This is a genomic window from Dyella terrae, assembly GCF_022394535.1.
Lineage (GTDB): Bacteria > Pseudomonadota > Gammaproteobacteria > Xanthomonadales > Rhodanobacteraceae > Dyella.
Window position 1 is genome coordinate 3399861 of the sequence record NZ_CP089414.1, and the last position, 24610, is coordinate 3424470.

The window sequence follows — 24610 nt, forward strand, 5'->3', positions numbered from 1 at the left end:
GGCGTTGATGGCGGGCTAGCCGCGCTTCCACTCGTCGACGGTCAGCACCTGTGCGATGCACTTGCCGTCCCACCGATACATCAGGTGTTGCGCCTGCACACAGGGCGCGACGCGATCGGGATAGAACACGGCCACGCATTCGCCACTGGCATGACGCACGCTGTCGTAGACGAGACCATCCGAACCTTCCTTGCGCAGCTTGCGCGCGAGCGCGACACCGGCAGCGTAATCGTCCGGATCGTGCTCGGCTTTCCATCCCCCACGAAGATCGTGCAGCTTCGCCTGGATGCTGGTGCTGTAGCAGCGCATCTCGATGTCGCACGGTGGTTCAGCGGTGGCCGCGAGGAACAGCTCGCGGTGGTAGACGGTTTCCTCCACCGCCGTCGCTACGCTGTGCGCGGCATAGAACACACCCCACGTGCCATCGGAAAAGCGGCTGCCCTCGGGATTGAGATGGGTGAACGCGGCCATCACCGGCGTTGTGCCCGGGCCGCTGATGCGCCGATCCGGCGGCACCAGATGCAGGTCGCCGATCTCAGTACGCAGGCGCGGATTGGTCATCGCCCCGATGGCGTACAACGCTTCGAGATCGCCCGGCTCAGCGATGCGATCGAACACGCCAATAGGCGGAAAGCGGCTGGGAACAATGCGATAGGCATGGCTCCAGCGGATGCGTTTGAGCGGTGGAATGTCGGCCATGACGTGGATCTCTCACGCGATCTGCCAGAAGGAGCAAGTATGGCGGAGAGGCGTATCGTGGGTTGCGACGTGGGGCGCAGGGCCATTGGCCAGCGCGGTGATTGAGTTGCGAGCATAGACGCGACGACGCCATCGCGCACAAGGTGCGCTCCTGCAAAACGGGTGATCAGCCGCGTTGCGCGTCGAGGTACTGACGTACGACGTAAAGGTCGGCGACGTTACCGGAAAGCATGCGTTCCAGCGCCGAGCTTCCGCTGAACAATGTGGCCTTGTTCGCGCGGTGCACCCAGCCATCGGCCTGACCGGGATCGGGAAACAGAATCTGCAGATCCTTGAAGATACCTAGCAGGTAGCTGATGCGCTCCAGTGTGTCGCGCCCCAGCGTGCCGTTCTGCAGCCGCTTCCACTTATAGAACGTCGACTCCGGCGGGTCGCCCAGCAGACGTCGCTGGTCGGCAATCCGCAGGTTCCATCGCTCGGCGATGTTGAAGAAGGCACGCAGCGCCGGGCCGCCCAGATCGGTGGCGGGATGGCTTTCGGGCTGGAGATGAGCCGCCATGATTCGACTCTCCCTGTGAAGTTGGGATCAACTTTACTTCATTGGTGCATTTTTAGCCAGTGGGCCGGTTATCAGCCGTTCGGCCAGTACAGACCCCATTTTCACCGCCGCATACTCCGCCCTACCCTAGCCGGGAGGAAACGCCATGCGCCGCCGCGCCTTTGCCGCCTCGATCCTGTTGTCGCTGGTCACCCTGAGCGCATATGCCGAGGTGAAGGAAGCGGCCCCCGACCACCTGCTGATCCTGGACAGCCGCACCATCCACGCGCCTCCAGACAAGCTATACGCAGCCCTGACCGACGTCGGCCACTGGTGGAACAGTGAGCACACCTATTCCGGCGACGCCTCGCACCTGAGCCTGAAGGCCGAAGCGGGAGGCTGCTTCTGCGAGCGCTGGGATGGCCAGAGCGTGGAGCATGGCCGTGTGATCTGGGCGGCACCCGGGCACGTGCTGCGGTTGGACACGGCGCTCGGTCCACTGCAGTCGATGGCGGTCACGGGCGTGATGACCTTCACCCTGAAATCCACGCCCGGCGGAACGACGCTGCAGTTCGAATACCGCGTCAACGGCGCCAGCGGAAGCGCGCTGGACAAGGTAGCTCCCGTCGTCAACGAGGTGCTGGCGGATCAACTACAGCGTTTGCAGCGCTATGCCGAGACAGGCACGAAGCCCTGACGCGCCGGCCGGCATCATTCCGGCGCAGGTCCGGAATGATGCCGTGATCAGATGGCGTTACTTCTTGCCACCCTTATCTTTCCCGCAGTCACACCCGTAATCCGGCTCCGGGCCGCCATCGGCGATAAAGCGCTCGACGCGCTTTTCCAGCACCGGCAGCGGTACGGAGCCGATCTGCAGCACGGTGTCGTGAAAGTGGCGGATGTCGAATTTCGGGCCCAGTGCCTGCTCGGCCTTCTGGCGTAGCTCGAGAATCTTCAGGTAACCCAATTCGTACGACAGCGCCTGACCCGGCCAGCTGATATAGCGATCGACTTCGTTAGCGATCTCGCGGTCGGATAGCGCGGTGTTCTGCGTCATGAAGTCGATCGCCTGCTGACGCGTCCAACCGAGATGATGGATGCCGGTATCGACCACCAGCCGGCACGCGCGCCACATTTGGTAGGTGAGGTAACCGAAGCGCTCGTAGGGCGTCTTGTAGATGCCCATCTCGTTGCCGAGGTATTCCGAGTACAGGCCCCAGCCCTCGCCGTAGGCGGAGATGTAGCCCTCGCGACGGAAGTCTGGCTGGCCGTGCTGCTCGGCCGCCAGCGACAGCTGCAACGAATGACCCGGCATCGACTCATGCAGGGTCAACGCGGGCATGTTGTAAAGCGGACGCGATGGCAGGTCGTACGTGTTCACCAGATAGGTGCCCGGGCCACCACGGCCGGAGGTGTAGTACGGCGCAATATCGTCCGGCACCGGCACGATGGCGAAGCGCTGGCGCGGCAGGCGGCCGAACTCCCTGCCCAGTTGCGCGTCCACTTGCTTGGCCACCCAGGCGGTGCGCATCAGCAGCTCGTCCGGCGACTTGGCATAGAACTGCGGGTCGGTACGCAAGAAATGCAGGAAGTCGGCGAAGCTTCCCTTGAAGCCCGTCTCCTGCATGGTCTTGACCATCTCGGCGTGGATCTTCGCCACTTGCTCCTGGCCCACCTTCTGGATGGTGTCCGGGTCGAGATCGAGCGTCGTGTATTCGATGATCTGCTGGCGATACCACGCCTTGCCATCGGGCATGGCTTCAGCGGCAAGCGTGGTGCGCGCCTTGGGCACGTATTCGTTGCGGAAGAAGGTGAGCAGGTTGGCGTAAGCCGGGATCACCTTGCCGCTGATGGCCTGCTTCGCCTGCTGTTGCAGCTTGGCGACATCGGCGGCGGGCATGGTGCTCGGCATCTTCTTGAAGGGCTCGTAGAAGCTGCTCTGTGTGGGGTCCTTCAGTTCCGACACGGAGGCGATGGAGACATCGCGGCCCTTCAACACTTCCTTGGGCACGGTGAAGCCGCGCGCCAGACCGTCGCGCATGTTGTCGATCTGCTGTTGGAAATACGCCGGCACTTCGTTGAGGCGGTCGAGGTAACGCTGATAATCCTGCACGGTGCGCAGCTTGTCGCTATCCAGCACGTAGCCAAGCTCGCTCCAGAACGCCGAGTCACTGTTGAACGGCATCTGCCACTGCTTGAACTTCTGCGCCGCCAACTGATTCTGGATCTGCGCGCGATACACCGCGTAGTTCACCTGCTCTTCCGGCGACAGCTGCTTTACGTCGATGCCGTCGAGCTCGTTGGAGACCTTCTGCCAGTAGTCCTGACGCTTCTGCTGGTTGGCGGCATCCACGTTGTCCAGGCGCGAACCGTTGGGCTGCGCTTCGCCCGAGGACGAAATGCCGGACTGGCCATTGCGCCACGCCCACTCCTGCTCGTAGATCTGCTTGAAGCGTGCATCGGCGCTGGAATCGGCCCAGGCCGGGGCGGCAAGGGACAGCGTCACGGCTGCGGCCAGCCAGGTCGTACGGAGAGCGTTCTTCACTGCGGGTTTCCCTTTGGCAACGAGGTCATCGGCGATGCCGACACGGCATCCTCCACGCTCCAGTCTTCCAGCGCCTGTGGCGGAAGCTGGGGCAGCGCCATGCGCGACAGGGCGTCACGGGCGTCGTCCTTCAATCGTGCCACGCGCAGCTCAATGCCGCGCGCAGCCAACCAGGTGGCGAAATCAGCGATGGCTTCGAGCGAGGTGCCGTCCAGATCAGGGCTGACTTCCAGACTCAGCACCACGCGCTTGAGCCCCTGGCAGGCCTCTACCCGCTGGCGTGCCTGCGCCAGCATGGCTTCGGCGTTAACGAAGAACAGGGGTTCTTCCGGCCGCACGATCAACATGCCCGGCACCTGCAACGCGCCAGGATGCTGCCCGATATCGACGAAATCATGGCCATCGGCAAGCCGCCCCAACACGCTGAGCCGTGGCATGGCCAGCTGGCGCAGCAACATCACCAGGCTGAAGGCGATGGCGCATAGCAAGCCGTTGAGGATGCCCAGCGACAACACCGCCACCACCGCCGCGAGCAGCACCAACCGGTCGCGATGCCAGCGCAGGTAGGGCGTGAACACGGAAAGGCGCAATGACTTGCTCACTGCGTGGATCACGATGGCCGCCAGCACCGGCTGGGGGATGCGCTCGATCCATGGCAACGCGAGCAACACCAGCACCAACACACTGCCCGCACCAATCAGCCCCGCCCACCGCGACTGCGCGCCCGCCGCCTCGTTCGCCGAGGTGCCCGAATAACCCGCACCCACCGGCATGCCATGCAGCGCACCGGAGACGACATTGGCCACGCCGAGCACCAGCAAGTCACGGTTCGGATTCACCGTATCGCCATGCTTGAGTGCGAACCCGCGGATGGAGCTGTACGACTCCGCGTAGAGGATCAGCAACAACGCGGCTGCCAGTTCCACACTCGGCAACCACTGGCCGCTATGCGGCCATGTCGGCCACCCCAGATCAACGGCCAGCCGGATCGAACCCGTCAACGCCACACCATGCGCCGCCAACCAGCCCGACGACGCCACACCCAACGCAATGGCGACCAGGCTGCCCGGCAACCGGCGAAACCGCTCACACACAAACAGCAACGCCAGTGCGACGACACCCGCGCCGAGTGCCGCCACGTTCACCTGCGGCAGCACCTTGGCCAGCTGCAGCAGCAACGCCGGCACGAAATCGCCATGCACGTCAGCCACACCCATCAAATGCGGCAGCTGCTTGAGTGCAATGACGCAAGCCAACCCGAAGGTATAACCCCGCAGCACAGGGCGGGCGATCAGATGCGACAACCCACCTAGCCGCGCGGCACCCGCGATAAGAAAACAGACACCCGCCATCAGGATCAGCGTGGCCGCCATCGCCACGCGGGATACGTTGTCTCCCCCTCCCAGCGCCAGCGTTCCCGCCGCCAGCACCGCCGCGGATGAGGACGTGGCGGAGACGATGGCATAGCGGCTTTGCCCAAGCAGACCGTACGTCGCCAAACCCACGAACAAAGCAATGACGCCCGCCTGCGGTGGGAGGTTGGCGATACCGGAATAAGCCACCGCCTCTGGGATCAACAGGCCAGCAATGGAAAGCCCCGCCACCAGGTCGAGATGCCAGGTGGGCGGGGCCTTGGCGGCGGGACTGGCGGTGGATGACATGGGTGGCTCCGGCTTGGGTGCGCGGAGTGAGGGTAACGGATTGGTGAGGGGGCGTTCTCTGAGTTTTTAGGGGGCGGTGTTTGGGGTGTTGGGCGACGCCCGCAGAACACCCCAGTTCTGCTCCCTCGCCCCATTGGGGAGAGGGTTGGGGTGAGGGGTCAATCTAGCCTCACCGTTTCATCTTTAGCCGTCATCCCTGCGAAAGCCGTCATCCCTGCGAAGGCAGGGATCCAGTAGCAGTGAGTGTGGTTATCGCCTCGTGCGCTGCCGCGATCTGGCCGCTTACGCAGCGGGCGTTTCGATCGTCTGCCGACGACGCGAAGCTAGTCCCCGTGGGACGCTCGAGTCACTTTTCTTTGTTGGCCCAAAGAAAAGTGACTCGGCCTCCGGCAGGAGGGCGAAACGCCCGCCGCGTAGGCGGCCAAGTCGCGGCACCGCGACAATCAAACACCGGGGCTCTGGACCCCCGCCTGCGCAGGGGTGACGGCTAAAGATGAAACGGTGAGGCTAGATTGACCCCTCACCCCAACCCTCTCCCCGAAGGGGCGAGGGAGCGAAAACACCTAACTGTCCATCCCTTCGTAATACCCCCGCATCGCCTCCAGATAAGCATCCAGATTGCGCCCCTTCATATCCCCAAACCGCTCCCCTGTCACCGCACAATCAGCAATCCGATCCGGCCTGAAATTGCGAAACCCCACACGCAACCGACACCACGTGCCCAACGTCCATTTGCCGCCCCAGAACGCCAAACACAACGGCTCAACCTCGCGCGAAGAAGTTCGGCCCGCTTCATCGCTGTAATCCAGCCGCAGCACCTGACCATCCGTAATGGCCGCGTTGAGACGGTCAATCAGCGCAGCGAATTCCGTCTTGCTCTGGTCACGCCAGATCGGCGCATAGATACGGGTGCGCGTGGCGCGCTCACGCAGGTCGGCTGGTAGCACCGCTTCAATCTTGAGCAACGCCGCCTGCGCGCTTTCGGCGAGCTTTTGACCGGCAAAGGCGCGCACGAAACGCGTACCTACCACCAGCGATTCGAGTTCGTCGGCGGTGAACATCAGCGGCGGGATGTCCGAACCCTTGCGCAGCAGGTAACCCACGCCCGCCTCGCCCTCAATGGGTACGCCGGAGAGCTGGAGATCGGCCACGTCGCGATAGACAGTGCGCAAGGAGACACCGAGCGTGCCAGCAAGCTGGCGCGCCTGCAGCGCGGTACGACGCCCGCGCAGGGCGTGGATGATGAGGAAAAGCCGGTCGGCGCGACGCATCCTTGGATGATGGCGGAGTGGCGCGCGCAGGGCCAGCGCCGAGAGTCATGGATGGCTATATGCATGACGAAACTGGCGAATCGTTCACGCGCCGCAGGAACACCGTCACCCCCGCGTAAGCGGGGAGAACGACGACGGTAGCCTGCGCACGGCGACATCGTTCACGCCGCCTGCGACGCCGCCAGCTGTTCGTCCAGCGCTGCAGCCCTTTGCATGGCAGGCCGCGATGTGACGCGTTCAACATAGGCCACGATCACAGGGAGCTCGGGCACGAGCTTGAACATCGTCATCCACTTCAGCGCCGTACCCCACAGCACGTCAACGGCCGTAAAGTGTTCGCCCAGCATGTACGGCCCGCGTTCCAGTTGCGCCACGAGCGTGTTGAACATGGTGTCCCAGTCGCCATACGGACTCGTCGACAGGGGTACCGGCTCGCGCTTCATTGCGCGGTCCACTGCTGCGGGTTCAAAGCACGAACCGTAGAACACCATCCATCGCAGGTACGGCCCGCGCAGCGGATCGTCGAGCGCGGGCGCTAACCCTTTGTCGGCGTACAGATCGGCGAGATAGAGAAAAACCGCCGGTTGCTCGGTGACGAGTTCACCACGATACGCAATCGCAGGCACCTTGCCCATCGGGTTGATGGCTGTATACGGCTCCGCGCGTTGCTCGTTCTTTTTGAAGTTGAGCACGTGCAAGTCGTAGTCCACACCAAGCTCTTCGAGCAACGCGCGGGTACCACCAGAGCGGCTGTTTGGTGCGTGATAGAACGTGATGCGTGATGTGGTCATGACGTGGTTCCTGTCGAGTTATTCACAGGTTGACTGAGTTATTCACAGGTAGCTGGTGACGGCTGGCTGGTTCCACCAGTTGTTGTCGCGTCCATCCGAAAAATTCACCGGTGCGGCGGCCCAATCTTCATCGCTTACGTCATCCAGGCAAGTAACGTTGACGGCAACGTACGCGCCACCGATCTGTTCCACGTAGCCATGATGGAACGAGTGCGTACCGCAGTGGCGACAGAACATGTTGTGTGTGCTGTCCGTGCCGAACTGGTAGTCGACCAGAGCGTCCTCTCCACTCAGCAGGCGAAAACTTTCCGGCTTGGTCCTGGCACCCCAGAAGCGCAGCTTGCGGCAGATGGAGCAATTGCAGCGGCCGGTGCCTGTAGACAAGTCCAATTCGGCCTCGTAGCGGACGGCGCCGCAATGGCAACTGCCCTGGTGGATGCGGGTCATGCGCGAACTCCTCGTAGTGCCGTTGGTGCGGCAGGCACACGCTGTGCCGCCACTTCCTTGCTTACTTTGACTTTTGTGCCCTGCGTGGTCTCCGGCGTACTGGCCGGCAAGCGGTATTGCCCATCCATCAACAGCCCGCGCATGTACAGGGGCCGATAGGCCATCAGGATCTTTCCAAGCGGGAATGCCATGACGTCCTCCTCGTCACTCGTTACGCTGCCACGGCTGTGGCAGCTTCGCCCGCGCACCACGGCGGCGGCAGGGCGTGCTTGAACAAACGAAACCAATGCTCCCGATCGCTCGGGTTGTAGAGGTCCAGCGTGCGGATCACTTCGCGGGCGAACTCCACGCTGCCGAGCTGACTAGCGGTGATCACCCCGCCATCGCTCACCGCAAGCACGTTGGCGTCGAATTGATCGGCGCCCGCATACCCAGGCACGTGAGTGCCGATGTGGCCCGGATAGCTACCGGTATGACGGCAGGCATCCAGTAGCCCGGCCCGGGCCAACACCAACACACCGCTGTCGACGGCGGCTACGGGCGCACCGGCCGCGTGGATGCGTCGCGCCGCGGCCACAGCCTCCTCACCGTGCCCGTGTTCCCACAGATATCCGCCGGGCACGACCAGCAACGCCGCGCGCTTGAGGTCCAGCTGGTCCAGGGTCAACTCGGGCGCCACGCGCAGGCCGCCCATCGAGAGCGCCGGCTGCATGGAAAAGCCCACCGTCTTCAACTGCCATTCGCCCGGACGGCGGATCTCGCAGAGCGCATGCGCCGCATGCCAGTCCGCGTAGCCGTCGAACACCAGGAAATACACCGTATCGCGCATGAGACTCCCTCCTTAACTGACAGGAAGGAGTGTGAGCACCCCCTACTGCCAACGTGTTGTCAGCAGGGGTGACCATGAGCCGCTCCGAATGATCCCGTATGGGTCGCGCTCCTACACGGGGCTGACGCGGGTGGCTTGCCAGAAAAGGTTTTCTGTACCGTTAGATGAACTAACTGGTCACACTTTGTACTGACAAGCGGCGGGGTCCCCCGGACAATAGGGGTCCCTTTGTTTGCGGGTTTGCCATGAAGTCCATCTCGCTCATCCAGTTCCTCATTGAGGAACGCCGCGCCGGCCGCATCAACGCCGAGCTCTCCCTCCTGATCGAAGTCGTCGCGCGCGCCTGCAAGCGCATCGCCGTGGCCACCAACAAGGGCGCCCTGGGCGGCGTGCTGGGCGAGGCCGGCACCGGCAACATCCAAGGCGAGGCGCAAAAGAAGCTGGACGTGATCTCTAACGAGATCCTGCTGGAAGCCAACGCCTGGGGCGGTCAGCTCGCCGCCTGCGCCTCGGAGGAAATGGAAGACCCGCAGCCCATCCCCGACATGTACCCCAAGGGCCATCACCTGCTGCTGTTCGATCCCCTGGACGGCAGCTCCAATATCGACGTGAACATCTCCGTCGGCACCATCTTCTCCGTGCTGCGCTGCCCGGACGGCGTCACCGAGCCGAAGGCCGAGCACTTCCTGCAGGAAGGCACCACACAGCTCGCCGCCGGTTACGTGGTCTACGGCCCGGCCACCGTGTTCGTGCTTACCTTTGGCCACGGTACGCACGAGTTCACGCTGGATCGCGAAGTGGGCAGCTTCGTCCTGAGCCGCCGTGACATCCGCATTCCGGAAGAGACCGCCGAGTTCGCCATCAACATGTCGAACCAGCGCCACTGGGAAGCACCGATGCAGCGCTACATCGGCGAGCTGCTCGCCGGCCAGGATGGCCCGCGCGGCAAGGATTTCAACATGCGCTGGGTTGCCTCCATGGTGGCCGACGTGCATCGCATCATCACCCGCGGCGGCGTGTTCTTCTATCCGCTGGACGCCAAGATTAAGTCCAAGGGCGGCAAGCTGCGCCTGATGTACGAAGCCAACCCGATGGCCTTCATCATCGAGCAGGCCGGCGGTGCAGCCACCACCGGCCGCCAGCGCATCATGGAGATCCAGCCCAGCGGCCTGCACCAGCGCGTGCCGGTGTTCCTGGGTTCGAAGAAGGAAGTGGAAGTGGCGACGCATTACCACGTCGCGGCGGACGCGGCGGGTTGATGTGTGGCGTGGGAGGCTGGCCTTGGGGCCAGCTTCTTTTAGTTATCTAGACGCTTCTGCGGAACGCGCCAAGCTGCTCGAATCTGCTCCCTCTCCCTTTCGGGGAGAGGGTTGGGATGAGGGGTGGGTGCTCGCCATACCGTTTCGATGAAACCGTCATCCCGGCGTAGGCCGGGATGACGATAACAACGGTGAGGCTAGATTGACCCCTCACCCCAACCCTCTCCCCAAAGGGGAGAGGGAGCAAAACATACAAACGTCCCAACACCCCACCTGACTACCGCCCAACAACCCACCCCATTCCGCCATCATCGCGCCCCCCACCAGTCGTACACTCGCCCGCCAACCACCCACCGGCGATGGAACAGCCGGCAGGTCACCCCACCCAACGGCCCCACCACCGACATGACGTCCACCCGCCGCATCCGCTCGCTCCTCCCCCTGCTCGCCACGCTGGCGCTCTGCGCCTGCTTTGGCGACACCAAGCCCACTCCGCCTGCTCCTGTCGCGCCGCCGCCGGTGGTGAAGCTGCGTATCGGGTTGGCGCTGGGCGGTGGTGCGGCCAAGGGTTTTGCGCATATCGGCGTGATCAAGATGTTGGAGGCCAACGGCATCCACCCCGACGTGGTTTCCGGCACCAGTGCGGGTAGCGTGGTCGGCGCGCTCTATGCCAGCGGCATGGACGCGTTCCAGTTACAGGAAACCGCCGTTGCGCTCGATCAGGCGAGCATCCGCGACGTACGGCTGTTTTCCGGTGGCGTGGTGCAGGGACAGAAGCTGCAGGACTACGTGAACCAGCAGGTGAAGAACCGCCCGCTGGACAAGCTCAACGTGCCGTTCGCCGCTGTGGCGACGCAGTTGGAAACCGGTCAGCGCACCGTGTTCGTACGCGGCAACACTGGGCAGGCGGTGCGCGCATCCAGTAGCGTCCCGGGCGTATTCGAGCCCGTGGAGATCAACGGCAAGCATTACGTCGACGGCGGCGTGGTCAGCCCGGTGCCGGTCGATGCTGCACGCCAGCTCGGCGCGGATGTCGTGATTGCTGTGGATATCTCCAGCAAGGCCAGCGGCACCAACCCGCAGGGCATGCTCGGCATCGTGGGCCAGTCCATCAGCATCATGGGCCAGAAGCTAGGCGAGCAGGAGCTGGCGCGGGCCGATATCGTGATCCGCCCGAAGGTGAACCAGATCGGCGCCGCCGACTTCGAGCAGCGTGATCAGGCCATCCTGGAGGGCGAACGCGCTGCACTCGCGGCCATTCCGGCAATCAAAGCTAAGATCGCCGCGGTGCAGGTGGCGCGCCAGCAGGCTGCGGCGCACCCACAACCCGCGGCGACCAGTAGCGCTCACTAAGAGCCGCTAACAGAACGTAGCGAGCGGCCGTCAGGTGGGTGCGGACGGCGCGGAGGAACCGGAGTGTACTTGTCGTACATGAGGATTCCGAGCACCGACCGCGCCCGCCTGGCGGTCGCGCAGTAGTTCTGTTCAGCGGCTCTAAGGCCGAAGCAGTTTCCTTTCCTTCTGTCCATACAGCCGTCCGGACGATGTGATCCCGGGCGCGCGCGCGGTAGCTTGCCCGCCGGAAACTTCGGGGGAAAGCCATGAGTTCATGCGATCAGTGCGGCAAGTCAATCCTGTTTGGCGGCCGCAAGCTTGATGGACGCCGTTACTGCAGCGCCGCCTGTGCTCGGGCCCATCCATTACTCGAGATGGCCGACCGGGTTCCGTCTGACATCCTCCAGCGCCATGTAGACGAATGGCGCCGGTCAGCCTGCCCGAAGTGCAAACGGAACCATGGCACCATCGATGTACATGAGCATCATCGCGTGCATTCGCTGGTGCTGATGACGCAGTGGAGCACACGACGCAACGTATGCTGCCGGCGTTGTGGTCGGCGCGAACAGCTGTTGAGTACGTTGTATTGCGCCACCTTAGGTTGGTGGGGCTTTCCGTGGGGGTTGCTGGTCACGCCGGTGCAGATCGCACGCAATGTCGCTGGCCTGTGCAAAAGCGAATCGGAGCAGCCATCGCCACGCTTCGAGCAGATCGTGCGACGCCAGATCGCCCGCCGTTACCTGGAAACGCAGGTGGCAACACCGGTCGTAAGATAAGACGCGTTGGCGGAAGGTGGCGGCGCCTGTTAGCGTGGAGTTTTCCACCGTTCTCCAGGCTCCGCCATGCAACACCCTGCCCGTTTGCTGCTTCCACTCCTGGCCATCGCCTTCGTCCCTGCGCTGCATGCCGCACCCGCCGTCGATCCGCGTATCGACGCGCTGCTAACCGACCTGGGCAAGGTCCGGGCCATCAGCGCCGTACAACTGTCACCCGACGGCACTCAACTCGCGTGGGTCGTGCGTACCGACGGCAAGGACAACATCGAAGTCGCCAAGGCCGATGGCAGCGACGCGCATCGCGTGGGCACCAAGACCGGGGACTGCAACGAAACCGAACCCGCGTGGTCACCGGACTCGCATCATCTCGCCTTCCTGGCGAACTGCGTTAGCGGCAGCAGCCGGCAGAAGGACCTGCTCATCGTCGACACGCTGGCCAAGGAATCGCCGCACCATATGGCCACGCTGCCAGGCGTCGCCCAGGACCTCAGCTGGTCGCGCGACGGCAAGTCCTTGGGCTTTCTCTACGTGCCCAACGGTACGCGCCGCGCCAGCGCGGTGTACGCGGCAAAGCCCGCGTCAGGGGAAATCGGCGTGGACGGACTGGAAGTGCAGCGCGTAGCCGCCGTAGATGCTACGGGAGGCGCAGTGCGGTTGCTGACGCCGGAGAACGTCTACGCGTACGAATTCGCATGGTCACCGGACAGCCGGCTGATCGCCTACACCGGTGCGCCACCGCCGGGCGACAACAACTGGTGGCTGGCCAAACTTTACGTGCAGAACGCTGAGTCCGGTGCAAAGGGCTCAGCCATCCTCGATCCTTCTACCGTGAAAGGCTCGTTGCATGGCTTGCAGATCGCTCTGCCTCGCTGGTCGCCAGACGGTAAGCGCATCGCCTTCATCGGCGGTTTGATGAGTTATCAGGGTGCAACCGGCGGTGATCTGTATGCGGTCTCGGTCACCGGCGGCGAACCGACTAACCTCACGCCGGGTACGCGCGTGACGCCTTCCTGGTTCGCATGGACTGGCTCACAGCAGATGGTGGTGGCACAAGTCACCAACGGCCAGAGCCAGGTCGCCCAGTACGATGTGGACGCCGGCAAGGCCACACAGTCGCGCGCGCTATTTACCCTGCCGGCCAGCATCGGCGACGGCAGTGCGGAAATGGCTTTGTCGCTATCGGCCGATCACACCAAGGTGGCTTTCGTGCAGAGTTCCTATGCGGAGGCGCCGGAAGTGCGCGCCGGCGCGCTCAGTAGCGATGCACCGCCAGCAGTCAGCCACATCAACACCGCACTCAAGCCCCGTTGGGGCAAGGCCGAATCGGTGGAGTGGGACAACGAAGGCCGCCACGTGCAGGGTTGGTTGCTGTACCCCGCCGACTACGATCCGAAGAAGTCGTACCCGATGATCGTCACTGTGCATGGCGGACCGTCGAGCGCCGTGATTCCGCGCTGGCCCAGCGTGGGCTTCGGCGGCGTGCCGTTCTCGGCATTGGGCTACTTCGTGTTCATGCCCAACCCGCGCGGCAGCTTTGGCCAAGGTGAAGCCTACGTACAGGCCAACCGCAAGGACTTCGGCCATGGCGACCTGCGCGACATCCTCACTGGCATCGATACGATCGAGAAGAAACTGCCGGTAGATGACAAGCGCCTGGGGCTCACCGGTTGGAGCTACGGTGGCTTCATGAGCATGTTCATTCCCACGCAAACGCAGCGCTTCCACGCCGTGGTGGCAGGCGCAGGCATCGCTAACTGGCAGAGCTACTACGGCCAAAACCTGATCGACCAGTGGATGATTCCGTTCTTTGGCGCGTCGGTATACGACGATCCGCAGGCCTATGCCAAAAGTTCGGCGATCAACTTCATCAAACAGACCAAGTCGCCCACGTTGGTCGTGGTGGGTGATCGCGATGCGGAATGCCCGGCGCCGCAATCATTCGAGTACTGGCATGCGCTGCGTGCGCTCGGCGTGCCGACGTCGCTGGTGGTGTATCCGAACGAAGGTCATCACTTCGTCGATCCCGACCATCAACGCGATGTGTTGCAGCGCGCGCTGATGTGGTTCGAGAAGTACCTGCCTGCGTCGAAGTGACCATGGATGGGCAGTACATTTTTAAACTGCCCGCCATAACGAATCGGGTGCTTTAGGTGATGAACGCCTGATCGCAGGACACCTCAGAACAGTTGCCCTTGCGGCGACGGTTTGCGCGGCGGCATGAACTTGGTGGTGTCCAGCGACAACTCCCGCGTACGACCCAAGCCGTGCTTGCGGCAGGCCACGTCGAATCGGCGGCGGATGAGCTCAGCGAATACGCCATGCCCACGCATGCGCGTGGAGAAATCGCTGTCGTAATCGCGGCCACCGTGCATCTGCTGCACCAGGCTCATCACATGGGTGGCGCGTTGCGGCACGTGTAGCGCCAGCCACTCACGGAACAGTGCCTTCAACTCATAAGGGAGGCGCAACGTGGTGAAGCCGGCGCACGTGGCACCGGCATCGGCGGCCTGCTCCAGTACAGCTTCCAGGTCGCCGTCGTTGAGTGCGGGAATGATGGGTGCGACAAGCACGCCGACCGGCACACCGGCCTCACGCAAGGTGCGAATCGCCTTGATGCGTCGATGTGGTGCGCTTGCGCGCGGTTCCAGTTTTGCGGCCAGGTGGTTATCCAGCGAGTTCACCGACACGAACACCTGCACAAGGTTTTCCCGCGCCATCGACGCAAGTATGTCCAGGTCGCGTTCGACCATCGAGTTCTTGGTGACGATGGTGCATGGGTGTTTGCACTCCGCCAACACTTCCAGTGCGGCGCGCGTGAGTTTCCAACGGCTTTCGATCGGCTGGTAGGGATCGGTGTTGCTGCCGATATTGATCGGGCTGACGGTGTAGGAAGGACGCGCCAGCTCATGGCGCAACACTTCGGCCAGATTGCTCTTGGCACGCAGCTTGGTTTCGAAGTCGAGGCCGGGCGATAGATTGAGATAGCTGTGCGAAGGCCGCGCGAAGCAGTAGATGCAACCGTGCTCGCAGCCACGATACGGATTCAACGCCTGGTTGAAATGGATATCGGGCGAATCGTTGCGGGTGATGACGCTGCGTGCCTTCTCTTCCGTGACCTCGGTCCGCGGGCGTGGGGCCTGCTCGTCGAGCACAAGGCTTTGCCAGCCGTCGTCTTCCGCGTGATGGCGGATGGACTCGAAGCGGCCTTCCGGGTTGGAGGCAGCACCACGGCCCTTGAGGGCTTGCAGGGGGAGGAAGGATTCGGCCATGTCAGCAGTCTGCGCCGGCGATGTCTCAGGTGGCGCGACACCTCGCCCCGGCCTTTAGTCAGGACGCCTGACCTTATTTCGCCGGTACCAGCTGGGCTCTCAGCGCATCGCCCATGGCCTCCAGCGGAAAGCGCTCCAGTTGCCTGCTCAACTCGTTGAACACGGGCCCGGATATAGTCCATCCCATCGGGATCGGGTAGTCCCCCGGGCATAGCCGGAAGTGCCACAGGATGTCCCCGTTTTCGGGGTGGGCGGCGTCAGGCCGAAGTGCATTCAACAGTTGCACGCGTGCGTATTCACCCCGTGCACTCCGGGTATCCAGCAAGGCGTAGAGCGGGGCTGTGGCCTCACCGCTGACATGGCTACGGATATGGCCGGGTGCCCCCAGGCATACGGTGGAATAGAACGGCAGTGGATGGTGCGCATCGTGCTGATCGATGAAGTCGGTCATCAATGGATCGTTGCTGATATGGATGACGATGAAGCGCAGCGGTATGCCACGCGCTTTCGCCTTCCCGCGCAGCAAATGCATCACCTCAAGCAAGGTTGTCGCACCGGAGTTTTCGAAGTAACCGCCATCGACAAGTTGTAGCCGATCCGGCACAGGGGGATTGGCCAGATTGGCCTCCAACGTGCCGGCCGGGCTAACGTAGGTGAAGCGTGCGCTGTTGAGCACTACCTCGCTCAGCGGCACGCGGGGATCGAGCCAACTTGAGCCGTCGAGTCCAGCCGTCCAGGGTTGGCGTTGCGGTGTTGCCAGCGGCTGGAACGGGTGCTGGATGAAACGTTTGCCTTCGGCCACCGTTGTGCTGTTGAGGAACAACGCCGGAAGCGTGGGTGATGTACCTGCTTGTTCGTAAAGCGCCGAGAACGGTTGCGCAAACGCAGGCATTCCTTCTTGGTTGGCGGCGGCCTCCCACGCGCGGGTCAACGCGCGGGAGCGGTCGTCCATCCAAGCACCGGGCAGCCAGCGCTGGGTGAAATCCACGAAGAAGGCATTGGCCAGCGTTGGCGCGAGAAAGTCGTGGCTCAACATGCGCCGCGATCGTGGTTCCAGCATGGAGATATCCACAGGCTGTGGTGACGCCAGCGACGCGGTATAGACCGCCAGCCCCAAACCACCACCCGAAACGCCACTGGTCGCCAGCAGGTGACGAGCGAACAAAGGTTCGCCCGCCACAGGCTGCCCCTGTTGGGTGACGACGGTGAGCCGGCTGAGCACTTCACTCGTCCACGCTGCACCGCGAATGCCGCCACCTTCCGATGCCACCAGGATCACCGGGCAAGGGCTCCGTTCCGCGCAACGGTCCGTGAGCCAGGTATCCACATAGGCATCGAAGGTCGGGCGTGTATCGGCCGGTTGCCGTTCCGGATGCACGTGCGTGCTCATCGCAGGGTATTGGCGCACCTTGTGGTTATCGTTGAGGTGTAACGCGTGCAGCGATGCACTGACCAGCAGCAGAATGGTGAGCAGCGGCAATCCGCGCCGGTCGCCGGCCATGCACAGTAAGCCGCCGTTGTAACAAAGGAAGGCCTCGGCAATGAGCAGGATCGCCAGCGGGCCGATGCCATCCAGCAGTTCCGGCTTGAGGGCGATCAGCACCGTGGCGAGCACGTTGAGCGTTATCACGATCGCATAAGTCGCCATGGCCCTTTGACCGAGATCGCGCACGCGCCATACGCGTTTTTCTTCTCTCGGTCGCAGGCAGGGCTCGCTTATCCCCGCGACGCGACGCGATAGCACATGCCACACACGGCGCCGCATGATGAAGAACACGACGAGTGCTGCCGACTCCGCCAACAGCCCAAGCGCCCTCCAACTGCGTTGCATGCACTGGTCAGTGATGCCACACGGGCCATGCGACAGTTTGGTTAACGCGAGCACGTAGCCCAAGCAGACCAGCAAGGGCACCGACGCACCGAGCAGGCGCGGTAACCAGTCACGCAGGACGGCAGCGCGCTCATCCTGCAACGACGGCCAGCGCGGGTACCGCAGGCGGTATGCATTGCGCGCGGCATGCCATATCGAAAGGCCGGTCAGTGCGCTGGTTGCCAGCAAGGCGAGATAGCGCGCCCGATTGGGATCCGTCCATAACGCGATGAGGAAGAGTTCTGCCGCCTGATCCACCGCAATGGCGACAACGGCCACCACCGCCAGCACCAGCAGCGATACGCGCACGGGCTTGAGGTGATCGAGCACCAGCGCAGTCCAGCCCAGCATGCGTCGCCAGCGATGGCGGATGCTGGGGCGCCGCGTTCCCTTTGCGCGTTGGACATCGGGCATGCGGCTCCCTCCTGGCGCCGTGTTTCGCCATGGCCGGCTCCATAGTAGAGCGGGTCGGGTCTGTCACCCGTGATGGGGTTCGCGTGCACGTTTCGCACACATCGCCAACTCGGCGCTGAAGGCGCCAACCCGCGTTGCGCTGGCGCTCACCCTGCCTGTGGATACTTCGTAAGCCTGTGGATACTTTGTGGATCGACTCACCGGGAGCATGCGATGACCACCGAAGGCTTGTTGGTTTTCCTGTTGATCGGCGCCATTGCCGGCTGGGTGGCCGGCCTGATCGTGCGGGGCTTCGGCTTCGGACTGATCGGCAATATCGTGGTCGGCATCATCGGCGCATTCTTTGCCGGATGGCTGCTGCCCCGACTGGGCGTGCATTTCGCTGTGGCCGGCCCGTTTGTGAATAGCATTCTGCATGCGCTGATCGGCGCGGTGGTGCTGTTGGCGATCGTCGGCGTGATACGCAGCGTGTGAATCGCGTGTATTGAAAAGGCGCGGCGGTTACCCGTCGCGCCTTCTCCTTGCATTGCCGAACATCAGTAGCGGATATCCACGTCCTTGGTTTCACGTAGGAACAGAAGGCCGATGAAGAACGTGCCTATGGCCACGATGATCGGATACCACAGGCCGTAGTAAATATCGCCCTTCCACGCCACCAGCATGAAGCCGATGGTGGGCACGAAGCCACCGAACCAGCCATTGCCGATGTGATACGGCAAGCTCATTGAGGTATAGCGGATGCGAGTGGGGAACATCTCCACCAGCCATGCCGCAATGGGCCCGTACACCATGGTCACGTAGATCACCAGGATCGCCAGCAAGACGATCAGCATCACGTAGTTGCTCTGCGCGGGATCGGCTTTTTCCGGATAGCCGGCCGCTTTCAGTGCGGCGCCTAGTTGCGTTCCGAAGGCCTTACCTTGGTCTGCGAATGCCTTACTGTCGAGCGAGGCGCCCTCAAACGAGGTGATGGTGCGATCACCGATCTTCACTTCGGCCACGCTACCCGGCTCTGCGGTGATGTTGGAGTACGGAATGCCCTTCTTGGCCAATGCACTCTTGGCCACGTCGCACGAACTGGTGAACTTGGTCTTGCCCACCGGATCGAACTGGAAGCTGCATGCCTTTGGATCGGCCACCACTTTCACCGGCGATGTCGCCGCAGCAATTTCGATGGCCGGATTGCCGAAGTGCGTAAGTCCCTTGAAGATGGGGAAGTAGGTGAGTGCAGCGATCAAGCAGCCGGCAAGCACGATGGTCTTGCGGCCAATGCGGTCCGACAGCCAACCGAATAGCACGAAGAACGGCGTGCCGATCGCAAGCGCAGCGGCGATCAGCAGGTTCGCTGTGGTGCCGTCAATTTTCAGGCTTTGGGTAAGGAAGTACAGCGCGTAGAACTGGCCCGTGTACCACACCACCGCTTGACCGGCCGTTGCGCCGAGCAGCGCAAGGATCACCAGCTTGAGGTTCTTCCAGTGGCCGAATGCCTCGGTAAGCGGCGCCTTGGACTGCTTGCCCTCGGCCTTCATCTGCTTGAACACCGGCGATTCCTGCAACTGCATGCGGATGTACACCGACACCGCCAGCAGCAATGAGGACACCAGGAACGGAATGCGCCAGCCCCAGTCGTCGAACTTGGTGTCGCCCAATCCCAAGCGTGTGCCGAGAATGACAAGCAGCGAGAGGAACAGACCGAAGGTGGCGGTGATCTGGATGAAGCTGGTGTACAAGCCGCGTTTGCCGTTGGGCGCATGCTCAGCGACATAGGTGGCCGCACCACCGTATTCGCCACCCAACGCCAGGCCCTGCAGCAAGCGCAATGCGATCAGCAAGGTGGGGGCGGCGACGCCGATCTGTGCATAACCCGGCAGCACGCCGACGAAGAACGTCGACAAGCCCATGATGATGATGGTGATGAGGAAGGTGTGCTTGCGGCCGATCATGTCGCCCAGCCGGCCAAACACGATGGCGCCGAACGGACGCACTGCAAAGCCAGCGGCGAAGGCGAGCAGCGCGAAGATGAACTGGCTGGTTTCGTTGAGCCCGGTGAAGAAGTGCTTGCCGATCAGTGCGGCGAGCGAACCATAGAGATAGAAGTCGTACCACTCGAACACGGTGCCCAGGCTGGAGGCCAGGATGACGCGGCGGTGGCCGGTGTCGAGCGGCCCCCGCATATCGACGGCGGTCGTAGCCATGATGTAACCCTCAGTTGTGACGCTCAATTGGATCAATGGATGCGTACTTCAGGGTGCAGATCGCTGAAGCGGCTTCGGCCGCCTTGCGCGTTCCACTTCTTTTCCGGTTCGGGCACCTCCTATCGCCCCGCCCGGTTATGACCGAGACGACGCCCCTCCGCGTCGTCTCGTTGGGGGTGTTTAGAACTTGTATAGGCCGCTCAGGCTGACTTGGTTGCCTTTGGTGTTCTGGCGTGGACCGTCAGCACCGACTTGATAGCGCAGCTTGTCGTACATCCACTCCACGCCCAGCTCGTAGTTGCCCGAGGCGTACTGCAAGCTCAACGCCGACTGGTTGCTGCGCAGCAGCGCGGTACCGGCGGTGGCGCTGGTGGTGGTCCAGTGGATCACCTGGTCGTTGTTCGGGCGCACCATGCCGTAGAACGCGTTGACGCTCCACTTTGGCGTGAAGTTGTAACCCGCCTGCACGTAGCCGCCCGATTCGTTGATGTTGCCGAACTGCGACATCGAGCCGAACAACTCGCCCAGTGCCCTGCCGCTGTAGATCAAACCCTTGAGGGTCCATACGCCCGGCTTCCACTGTGCGCCCAATTCGTAGCCAATGCTGTTGAGGGTGTCACGCAGCGGCTTGGGATTGATGTCGCCCACGCCGTTGAGCTTGACCTCCGAATAGTGCGCCGTGAAATACGCCAGCCAGTCGCTGCCTTGCGCATGCAAGCGTGCTTCCACCTGCGGGCGGAAATTCGCGTTGCCCGCCGTGAGGTAGTTGACGGTGCTGGTGCCCGCCTCGTTGGCTGGACCATTCCAGTTGCCTTCGAACACGCCCAGATCAAGGCGCCACTTGATGCCATCCGAACCGTGGTTCAGATCCTGCATCCACACCACGCCGGGATAGCGCCAGCCGACGAAGCCGGTGCCGTAGCCCAACGGGAAGGCAATGTGCGTGAGCGAGGTGGCCGTGTTCTCCAACGGGAACATCAGCTCCCACTGCTGACCGATGCGGATGGTGCTACCCCAATCGGGATTGGTGATGTCCATGTAGGCCTGGCGCAATCGCGGGATCGGCTGCTGTTGCGCATAGGCGCCGGTGCCGTTGTTGCCACCGAAAAAGTCCATCTCGATACGACCGCCACCGGTCCAGTTTTCGGTGAGCTTGGCGCCGGTGATGTCGAGCCAGAAGCGGGTATTGCGGATGTCGAAGCCGCTGAGCGAGCCGTCATAGCCATTGGCTTTGTTGGCTGCAGTCGGTGGGGCCGGGATCTCGGCGTTCTGACCATTGCCGTAGTTGGAGAAGGTCCGGTCCTGGCCAAAGGCTGTCGCACTGATGAAGCCATGCAGCGCCACCTTGAGGCCGGGCGCGGTGCTGAACTGTGGCGGCGGTGTCGCTTCTACCTTGGTCGACGTGGCCTGCGCGGTGGACTGCGCCTGCACCGCCGTGGCCTGGGCCTGCTGGGCAGTCTGCGCGGCCTGCGTGGTGGCAGCCTTCTGCTCCTGGATCATGGCCTTCAGTTCGGCCAGTTCCTGCTCCAACTGGTTGACGCGCTGTTCGAGCTGCTGCTCGTGGGTGGTGCTCTTGCTCTTTGTTGTTGTGCTCTGCGCATGGGCTCCCAGCGGCAGGCTCAGCGCACAAGCGATGCTGAGCGCCAGCAAGCCATGGCGACGTGCGGTCGTAGGCAGTGTCATAACAAGCCTCCCCAGGTCGATGACCCCCCCCGAGCATGTCCATGCTGCATTGCGGACGCCTATTCACCATTGGTCGAACCTCGACCAAAGTCGAAAGCGGCTGTGCTCACGCGGAAACGTACCGATCACCGGCCAGCCGCTACACTCGGAGGGCTTACTGCCGTGGCAAGCGGCGACATTCAACACATGAGGAGGCCGGCTTGGCCGGCCGCAGGAGCCCCACGATGTCCAAGCTCTACCCCGTCAAGCCCGATTTCGCCGCCAAGGCCCGCGTCCGTAAGGACGATTACGAGCGGCTCTACGCCGAGTCGGTGCAAGACCCGGAGGGCTTTCGGGGCAAGATCGGCCAGCGCCTGCAGTGGACCAAGGCGCCGAGCAAGATCAAGAACGTCTCCTACGACCCGAAGAACCTGCATATCCGTTGGTACGAGGATGGCGAGCTGAACGTCTCGGCCAACTGCCTGGACCGCCATCTCGCCGAGCGCGGCGACAAGACGGCCATCATCTTCGAGGGCGACGACCCGAACGAGTCGCGCCATATCACCTATAAGGAACTGCACGCCGAGGTGTGCAAGTTCGCGAACACGCTTAAGCATCTTGGCGTGGTCAAGGGCGACCGTGTGGCCATCTATATGCCGATGATCCCGGAAGCCGCCGTGGCCATGCTGGCCTGCGCGCGTCTGGGCGCCGTCCACTCCGTGGTGTTCGGTGGCTTCTCGCCTGACTCGCTGGCTGGGCGCATTGCCGACTCGACCTGCAAGGTCGTGGTCACCGCCGACGAGGGCGTGCGTGGCGGCAAGAAGATCCCGTTGAAGACCAACGTGGATGCCGCGCTCGAGCGCCCGGGCACCAATAGCGTGGAAACCGTGATCGTAGTGCGCCGTACCGGCAGCGCCGTGCCGATGCAGTCGCCGCGCGACCGTTACTACCACACACTGATGGAAGGCCAATCTGCCGACTGTCCGCCGGTGTCGGTGGAAGCAGAACACCCGCTGTTTATCCTTTACACCTCCGGCTCCACCGGCAAACCCAAAGGCGTACTGCACACGTCGGGCGGCTACTTGGTCTACGCCGGATACACACATGAGTTGGTGTTTGACCTGCGCGAGGACGATGTCTACTGGTGCACTGCAGACGTGGGCTGGGTCACCGGCCACAGTTACGTGGTGTACGGCCCACTCGCCAACGGCGCCACCACGGTGATGTTCGATGGTGTGCCCAACTATCCCGATACCAGCCGTTTCTGGAACGTGGTGGACAAGCACAAGGTCACGCTGTTCTACACCGCGCCGACCGCTATCCGCGCACTGATGCGCGAAGGCGAAGGCCCGGTGAAGAAGGCGTCGCGCGCCTCGCTGCGCCTGCTGGGCTCCGTGGGTGAACCGATCAATCCGGAAGCCTGGGAGTGGTACTACCGCGTGGTAGGCGACGAGCGCTGCCCGATCGTGGACACCTGGTGGCAGACCGAAACCGGCGGCATCCTGATCACGCCGCTGGCGGGTGCCATCGACGCTAAGCCGGGTTCGGCCACGCTGCCGTTCTTCGGTATTAAGCCGGCCATCGTGGACGCTGGCGGCGCGGTGCTTGAAGGCGCCACCGAGGGCAATCTGGTCATCACCGATTCCTGGCCGGGCCAGATGCGCACGGTGTACGGCGACCACCAGCGCTTCATCGACACGTATTTCAGCGCGTATCCGGGCAACTATTTCACGGGCGACGGCGTGCGCCGCGACGACGACGGCTACTACTGGATCACCGGCCGCGTCGACGACGTGATCAATGTCAGCGGCCACCGCATCGGCACCGCTGAAGTGGAAAGTGCACTGGTGGCGCACCCCAAGGTGGCAGAAGCCGCCGTGGTCGGCGCACCGCACGACATCAAGGGACAGGGCATCTATGCCTTCGTCACACTGGTGGCCGGTGAGCAAGGCAACGACGAACTGCGCAAGGAGCTCGTCGCCTGGGTGCGCAAGGAAATCGGCCCCATCGCCACGCCGGATTTCCTGCAGTGGGCACCGGGCCTGCCGAAGACGCGCTCGGGCAAGATCATGCGCCGCATTCTGCGCAAGATCGGCGAGAACCAGCCTGATCAGCTCGGTGACATCTCCACGCTGGCCGATCCGGGTGTGGTGAAGAACCTGGTGGAAGAACGCCTCATCAAGTGACGATGTAAAGGAAGCTAGGAGCGCACCTATGTGCGACCGCGGAGCGGGCAGTGTCATCCCCCGGATGGGAGCTTCGCGACGCGGTCGTTACGGCGTCATCGCTCCGTGGTATCCCCTTAGGTACATGCCAGTCGCGCACAACGTGCGCTCCTATAGAAAAGCTGAAAGACCATGCCTGACGTACTGATCGCTGACGATCACCCGCTATTCCGCGATGCATTGCAACGCGCAGTGGTCGCGGCCATTCCCGACGCCAACGTGTACAGCGCCGACAGCGTCTATTCCCTGCTCAGCTTGATCGAGCAATATCCCGATGCCGAGCTGTTGTTGCTCGACCTGCACATGCCGGGTGCCCGCGGCTACTCGGCGCTTGCGCATATTCGCGGACAGTTTCCCGGCCTGCCGACGATCGTCGTATCCGGACACGAGGACGTACAGGTCGCGCGTCGCGCACTCGCGCACGGCGCTTCTGCCTACATTCCCAAATCGACGCCGGGTGAAGACATCATCACCGCGATCCGCAAGGTGCTGGACGGCGACGTATGGCTGCCGCACCAGCTGGTCGGCGGCGGCATGGAGCTGAAGCCTGACGAAGCAGCCGTGGCCGACCGCATCACCACGCTGACACCGCAGCAGTTCCGCGTGCTCACCATGATCGCCGAAGGTCTGCTCAACAAGCAGATTGCGTATGACCTTGGCGTTTCCGAGGCCACCGTGAAAGCGCACATGACGGCGATCATGCGCAAGCTCGGCGTGAACAACCGCACACAGGTGGCGATAGCCGCCAGCCATCTGGCGATCGATCAGGAAGCGATGCCGTCGTTACCGGATGATGATGAGTGATGAAGGTGAATCCGCCAGGT

21 protein-coding genes and 1 other RNA gene are annotated in these 24610 nt (G+C 63.0%); 8 read left to right on the forward strand and 14 right to left on the reverse strand.

All coding sequences use genetic code 11. The features are described from left to right. Nucleotides 1–15: 15 nt before the first annotated feature. On the reverse strand, nucleotides 16–699 hold the full coding sequence (locus DYST_RS14850; RefSeq protein WP_239946429.1) for an RES family NAD+ phosphorylase: 684 nt from the start codon (nucleotides 697–699) through the stop codon (nucleotides 16–18). 166 nt (nucleotides 700–865) lie between these two features. Further along, complete coding sequence (locus DYST_RS14855; protein WP_239946430.1) at nucleotides 866–1258, reverse strand: MbcA/ParS/Xre antitoxin family protein; 393 nt, start codon at nucleotides 1256–1258, stop codon at nucleotides 866–868. 145 nt (nucleotides 1259–1403) lie between these two features. Between DYST_RS14855 and DYST_RS14860 the strand changes: the two genes are divergently transcribed. After that, nucleotides 1404–1934 carry an SRPBCC family protein gene (locus tag DYST_RS14860; protein ID WP_239946431.1) on the forward strand — a complete coding sequence of 177 codons (531 nt, stop codon included), beginning with the start codon at nucleotides 1404–1406 and terminating at the stop codon, nucleotides 1932–1934. A gap of 57 nt (nucleotides 1935–1991) precedes the next feature. On the opposite strand, the gene DYST_RS14865 is transcribed toward DYST_RS14860, so the two are convergent. The 7 genes from DYST_RS14865 to DYST_RS14895 form a co-directional block, all read right to left on the reverse strand. Next, the gene (locus tag DYST_RS14865) at nucleotides 1992–3782 is read right to left on the reverse strand and encodes a DUF885 domain-containing protein (RefSeq protein ID WP_428993917.1); all 1791 of its coding nucleotides are present in this window, start codon (nucleotides 3780–3782) and stop codon (nucleotides 1992–1994) included. Next, nucleotides 3779–5443 carry a SulP family inorganic anion transporter gene (locus tag DYST_RS14870; RefSeq protein WP_239946432.1) on the reverse strand — a complete coding sequence of 555 codons (1665 nt, stop codon included), beginning with the start codon at nucleotides 5441–5443 and terminating at the stop codon, nucleotides 3779–3781. Before DYST_RS14870 ends, DYST_RS14865 begins: the two co-directional genes overlap by 4 nt. Nucleotides 5444–6006: 563 nt before the next feature. Beyond that, nucleotides 6007–6714, reverse strand: a complete 708-nt coding sequence (locus tag DYST_RS14875; protein WP_102303164.1) for a helix-turn-helix transcriptional regulator — start codon at nucleotides 6712–6714, stop codon at nucleotides 6007–6009. A gap of 161 nt (nucleotides 6715–6875) precedes the next feature. Continuing rightward, the gene (locus DYST_RS14880) at nucleotides 6876–7505 is read right to left on the reverse strand and encodes a glutathione S-transferase family protein (protein ID WP_239946433.1); all 630 of its coding nucleotides are present in this window, start codon (nucleotides 7503–7505) and stop codon (nucleotides 6876–6878) included. 42 nt (nucleotides 7506–7547) lie between these two features. Next, nucleotides 7548–7952 carry a GFA family protein gene (locus DYST_RS14885; RefSeq protein WP_239946434.1) on the reverse strand — a complete coding sequence of 135 codons (405 nt, stop codon included), beginning with the start codon at nucleotides 7950–7952 and terminating at the stop codon, nucleotides 7548–7550. Continuing rightward, on the reverse strand, nucleotides 7949–8143 hold the full coding sequence (locus DYST_RS14890; RefSeq protein WP_239946435.1) for a hypothetical protein: 195 nt from the start codon (nucleotides 8141–8143) through the stop codon (nucleotides 7949–7951). The genes DYST_RS14885 and DYST_RS14890 overlap by 4 nt, the downstream gene beginning before the upstream one ends. Before the next feature lie 20 nt (nucleotides 8144–8163). Next, entirely contained in the window at nucleotides 8164–8781 is a 618-nt protein-coding gene (locus DYST_RS14895; protein ID WP_239946436.1) for a DJ-1/PfpI family protein, read from the reverse strand. A gap of 245 nt (nucleotides 8782–9026) precedes the next feature. On the opposite strand from DYST_RS14895, the gene DYST_RS14900 reads away from it, so the two are divergent. Both DYST_RS14900 and DYST_RS14905 read left to right on the forward strand, forming a co-directional pair. Continuing rightward, on the forward strand, nucleotides 9027–10040 hold the full coding sequence (locus DYST_RS14900; protein ID WP_239946437.1) for a class 1 fructose-bisphosphatase: 1014 nt from the start codon (nucleotides 9027–9029) through the stop codon (nucleotides 10038–10040). A 405-nt stretch (nucleotides 10041–10445) separates the two neighbouring features. Then, entirely contained in the window at nucleotides 10446–11393 is a 948-nt protein-coding gene (locus DYST_RS14905) for a patatin-like phospholipase family protein (RefSeq protein WP_239946438.1), read from the forward strand. A 4-nt stretch (nucleotides 11394–11397) separates the two neighbouring features. On the opposite strand, the gene DYST_RS14910 is transcribed toward DYST_RS14905, so the two are convergent. Then, nucleotides 11398–11473: non-coding RNA, sX9 sRNA (locus tag DYST_RS14910), on the reverse strand. Between the two features lie 474 nt (nucleotides 11474–11947). Between DYST_RS14910 and DYST_RS14915 the strand changes: the two genes are divergently transcribed. Beyond that, nucleotides 11948–12151, forward strand: coding sequence for a hypothetical protein (locus tag DYST_RS14915; protein WP_239946439.1), 204 nt, complete (start codon nucleotides 11948–11950; stop codon nucleotides 12149–12151). Nucleotides 12152–12217: 66 nt separating this feature from the next. Continuing rightward, on the forward strand, nucleotides 12218–14245 hold the full coding sequence (locus DYST_RS14920; RefSeq protein WP_239946440.1) for an alpha/beta hydrolase family protein: 2028 nt from the start codon (nucleotides 12218–12220) through the stop codon (nucleotides 14243–14245). 83 nt (nucleotides 14246–14328) lie between these two features. Here DYST_RS14920 and DYST_RS14925 read toward each other — a convergent pair whose 3' ends face one another. Continuing rightward, nucleotides 14329–15420: a PA0069 family radical SAM protein gene (locus DYST_RS14925; RefSeq protein WP_239946441.1), complete on the reverse strand. Its 1092-nt coding sequence runs from the start codon at nucleotides 15418–15420 to the stop codon at nucleotides 14329–14331. A 73-nt stretch (nucleotides 15421–15493) separates the two neighbouring features. Beyond that, complete coding sequence (locus DYST_RS14930; protein ID WP_239946442.1) at nucleotides 15494–17704, reverse strand: hypothetical protein; 2211 nt, start codon at nucleotides 17702–17704, stop codon at nucleotides 15494–15496. Nucleotides 17705–17917: 213 nt separating this feature from the next. Here DYST_RS14930 and DYST_RS14935 point away from each other — a divergent pair, with 213 nt between their 5' ends. Beyond that, nucleotides 17918–18178, forward strand: coding sequence for a GlsB/YeaQ/YmgE family stress response membrane protein (locus tag DYST_RS14935; protein ID WP_102303150.1), 261 nt, complete (start codon nucleotides 17918–17920; stop codon nucleotides 18176–18178). A gap of 62 nt (nucleotides 18179–18240) precedes the next feature. Here DYST_RS14935 and DYST_RS14940 read toward each other — a convergent pair whose 3' ends face one another. Next, on the reverse strand, nucleotides 18241–19899 hold the full coding sequence (locus DYST_RS14940) for an MFS transporter (protein WP_239946443.1): 1659 nt from the start codon (nucleotides 19897–19899) through the stop codon (nucleotides 18241–18243). Between the two features lie 180 nt (nucleotides 19900–20079). Next, nucleotides 20080–21582, reverse strand: a complete 1503-nt coding sequence (locus tag DYST_RS14945) for an OprO/OprP family phosphate-selective porin (protein ID WP_239946444.1) — start codon at nucleotides 21580–21582, stop codon at nucleotides 20080–20082. Nucleotides 21583–21806: 224 nt separating this feature from the next. Here DYST_RS14945 and acs point away from each other — a divergent pair, with 224 nt between their 5' ends. Together acs and DYST_RS14955 are read left to right on the forward strand one after the other, a co-directional pair. Beyond that, a complete protein-coding gene (gene acs / locus DYST_RS14950) occupies nucleotides 21807–23747 on the forward strand; it encodes an acetate--CoA ligase (RefSeq protein WP_239946445.1) in 1941 nt (646 codons plus the stop codon). A 171-nt stretch (nucleotides 23748–23918) separates the two neighbouring features. After that, a complete protein-coding gene (locus DYST_RS14955) occupies nucleotides 23919–24590 on the forward strand; it encodes a response regulator transcription factor (RefSeq protein ID WP_239946446.1) in 672 nt (223 codons plus the stop codon). Nucleotides 24591–24610 lie beyond the last annotated feature (20 nt).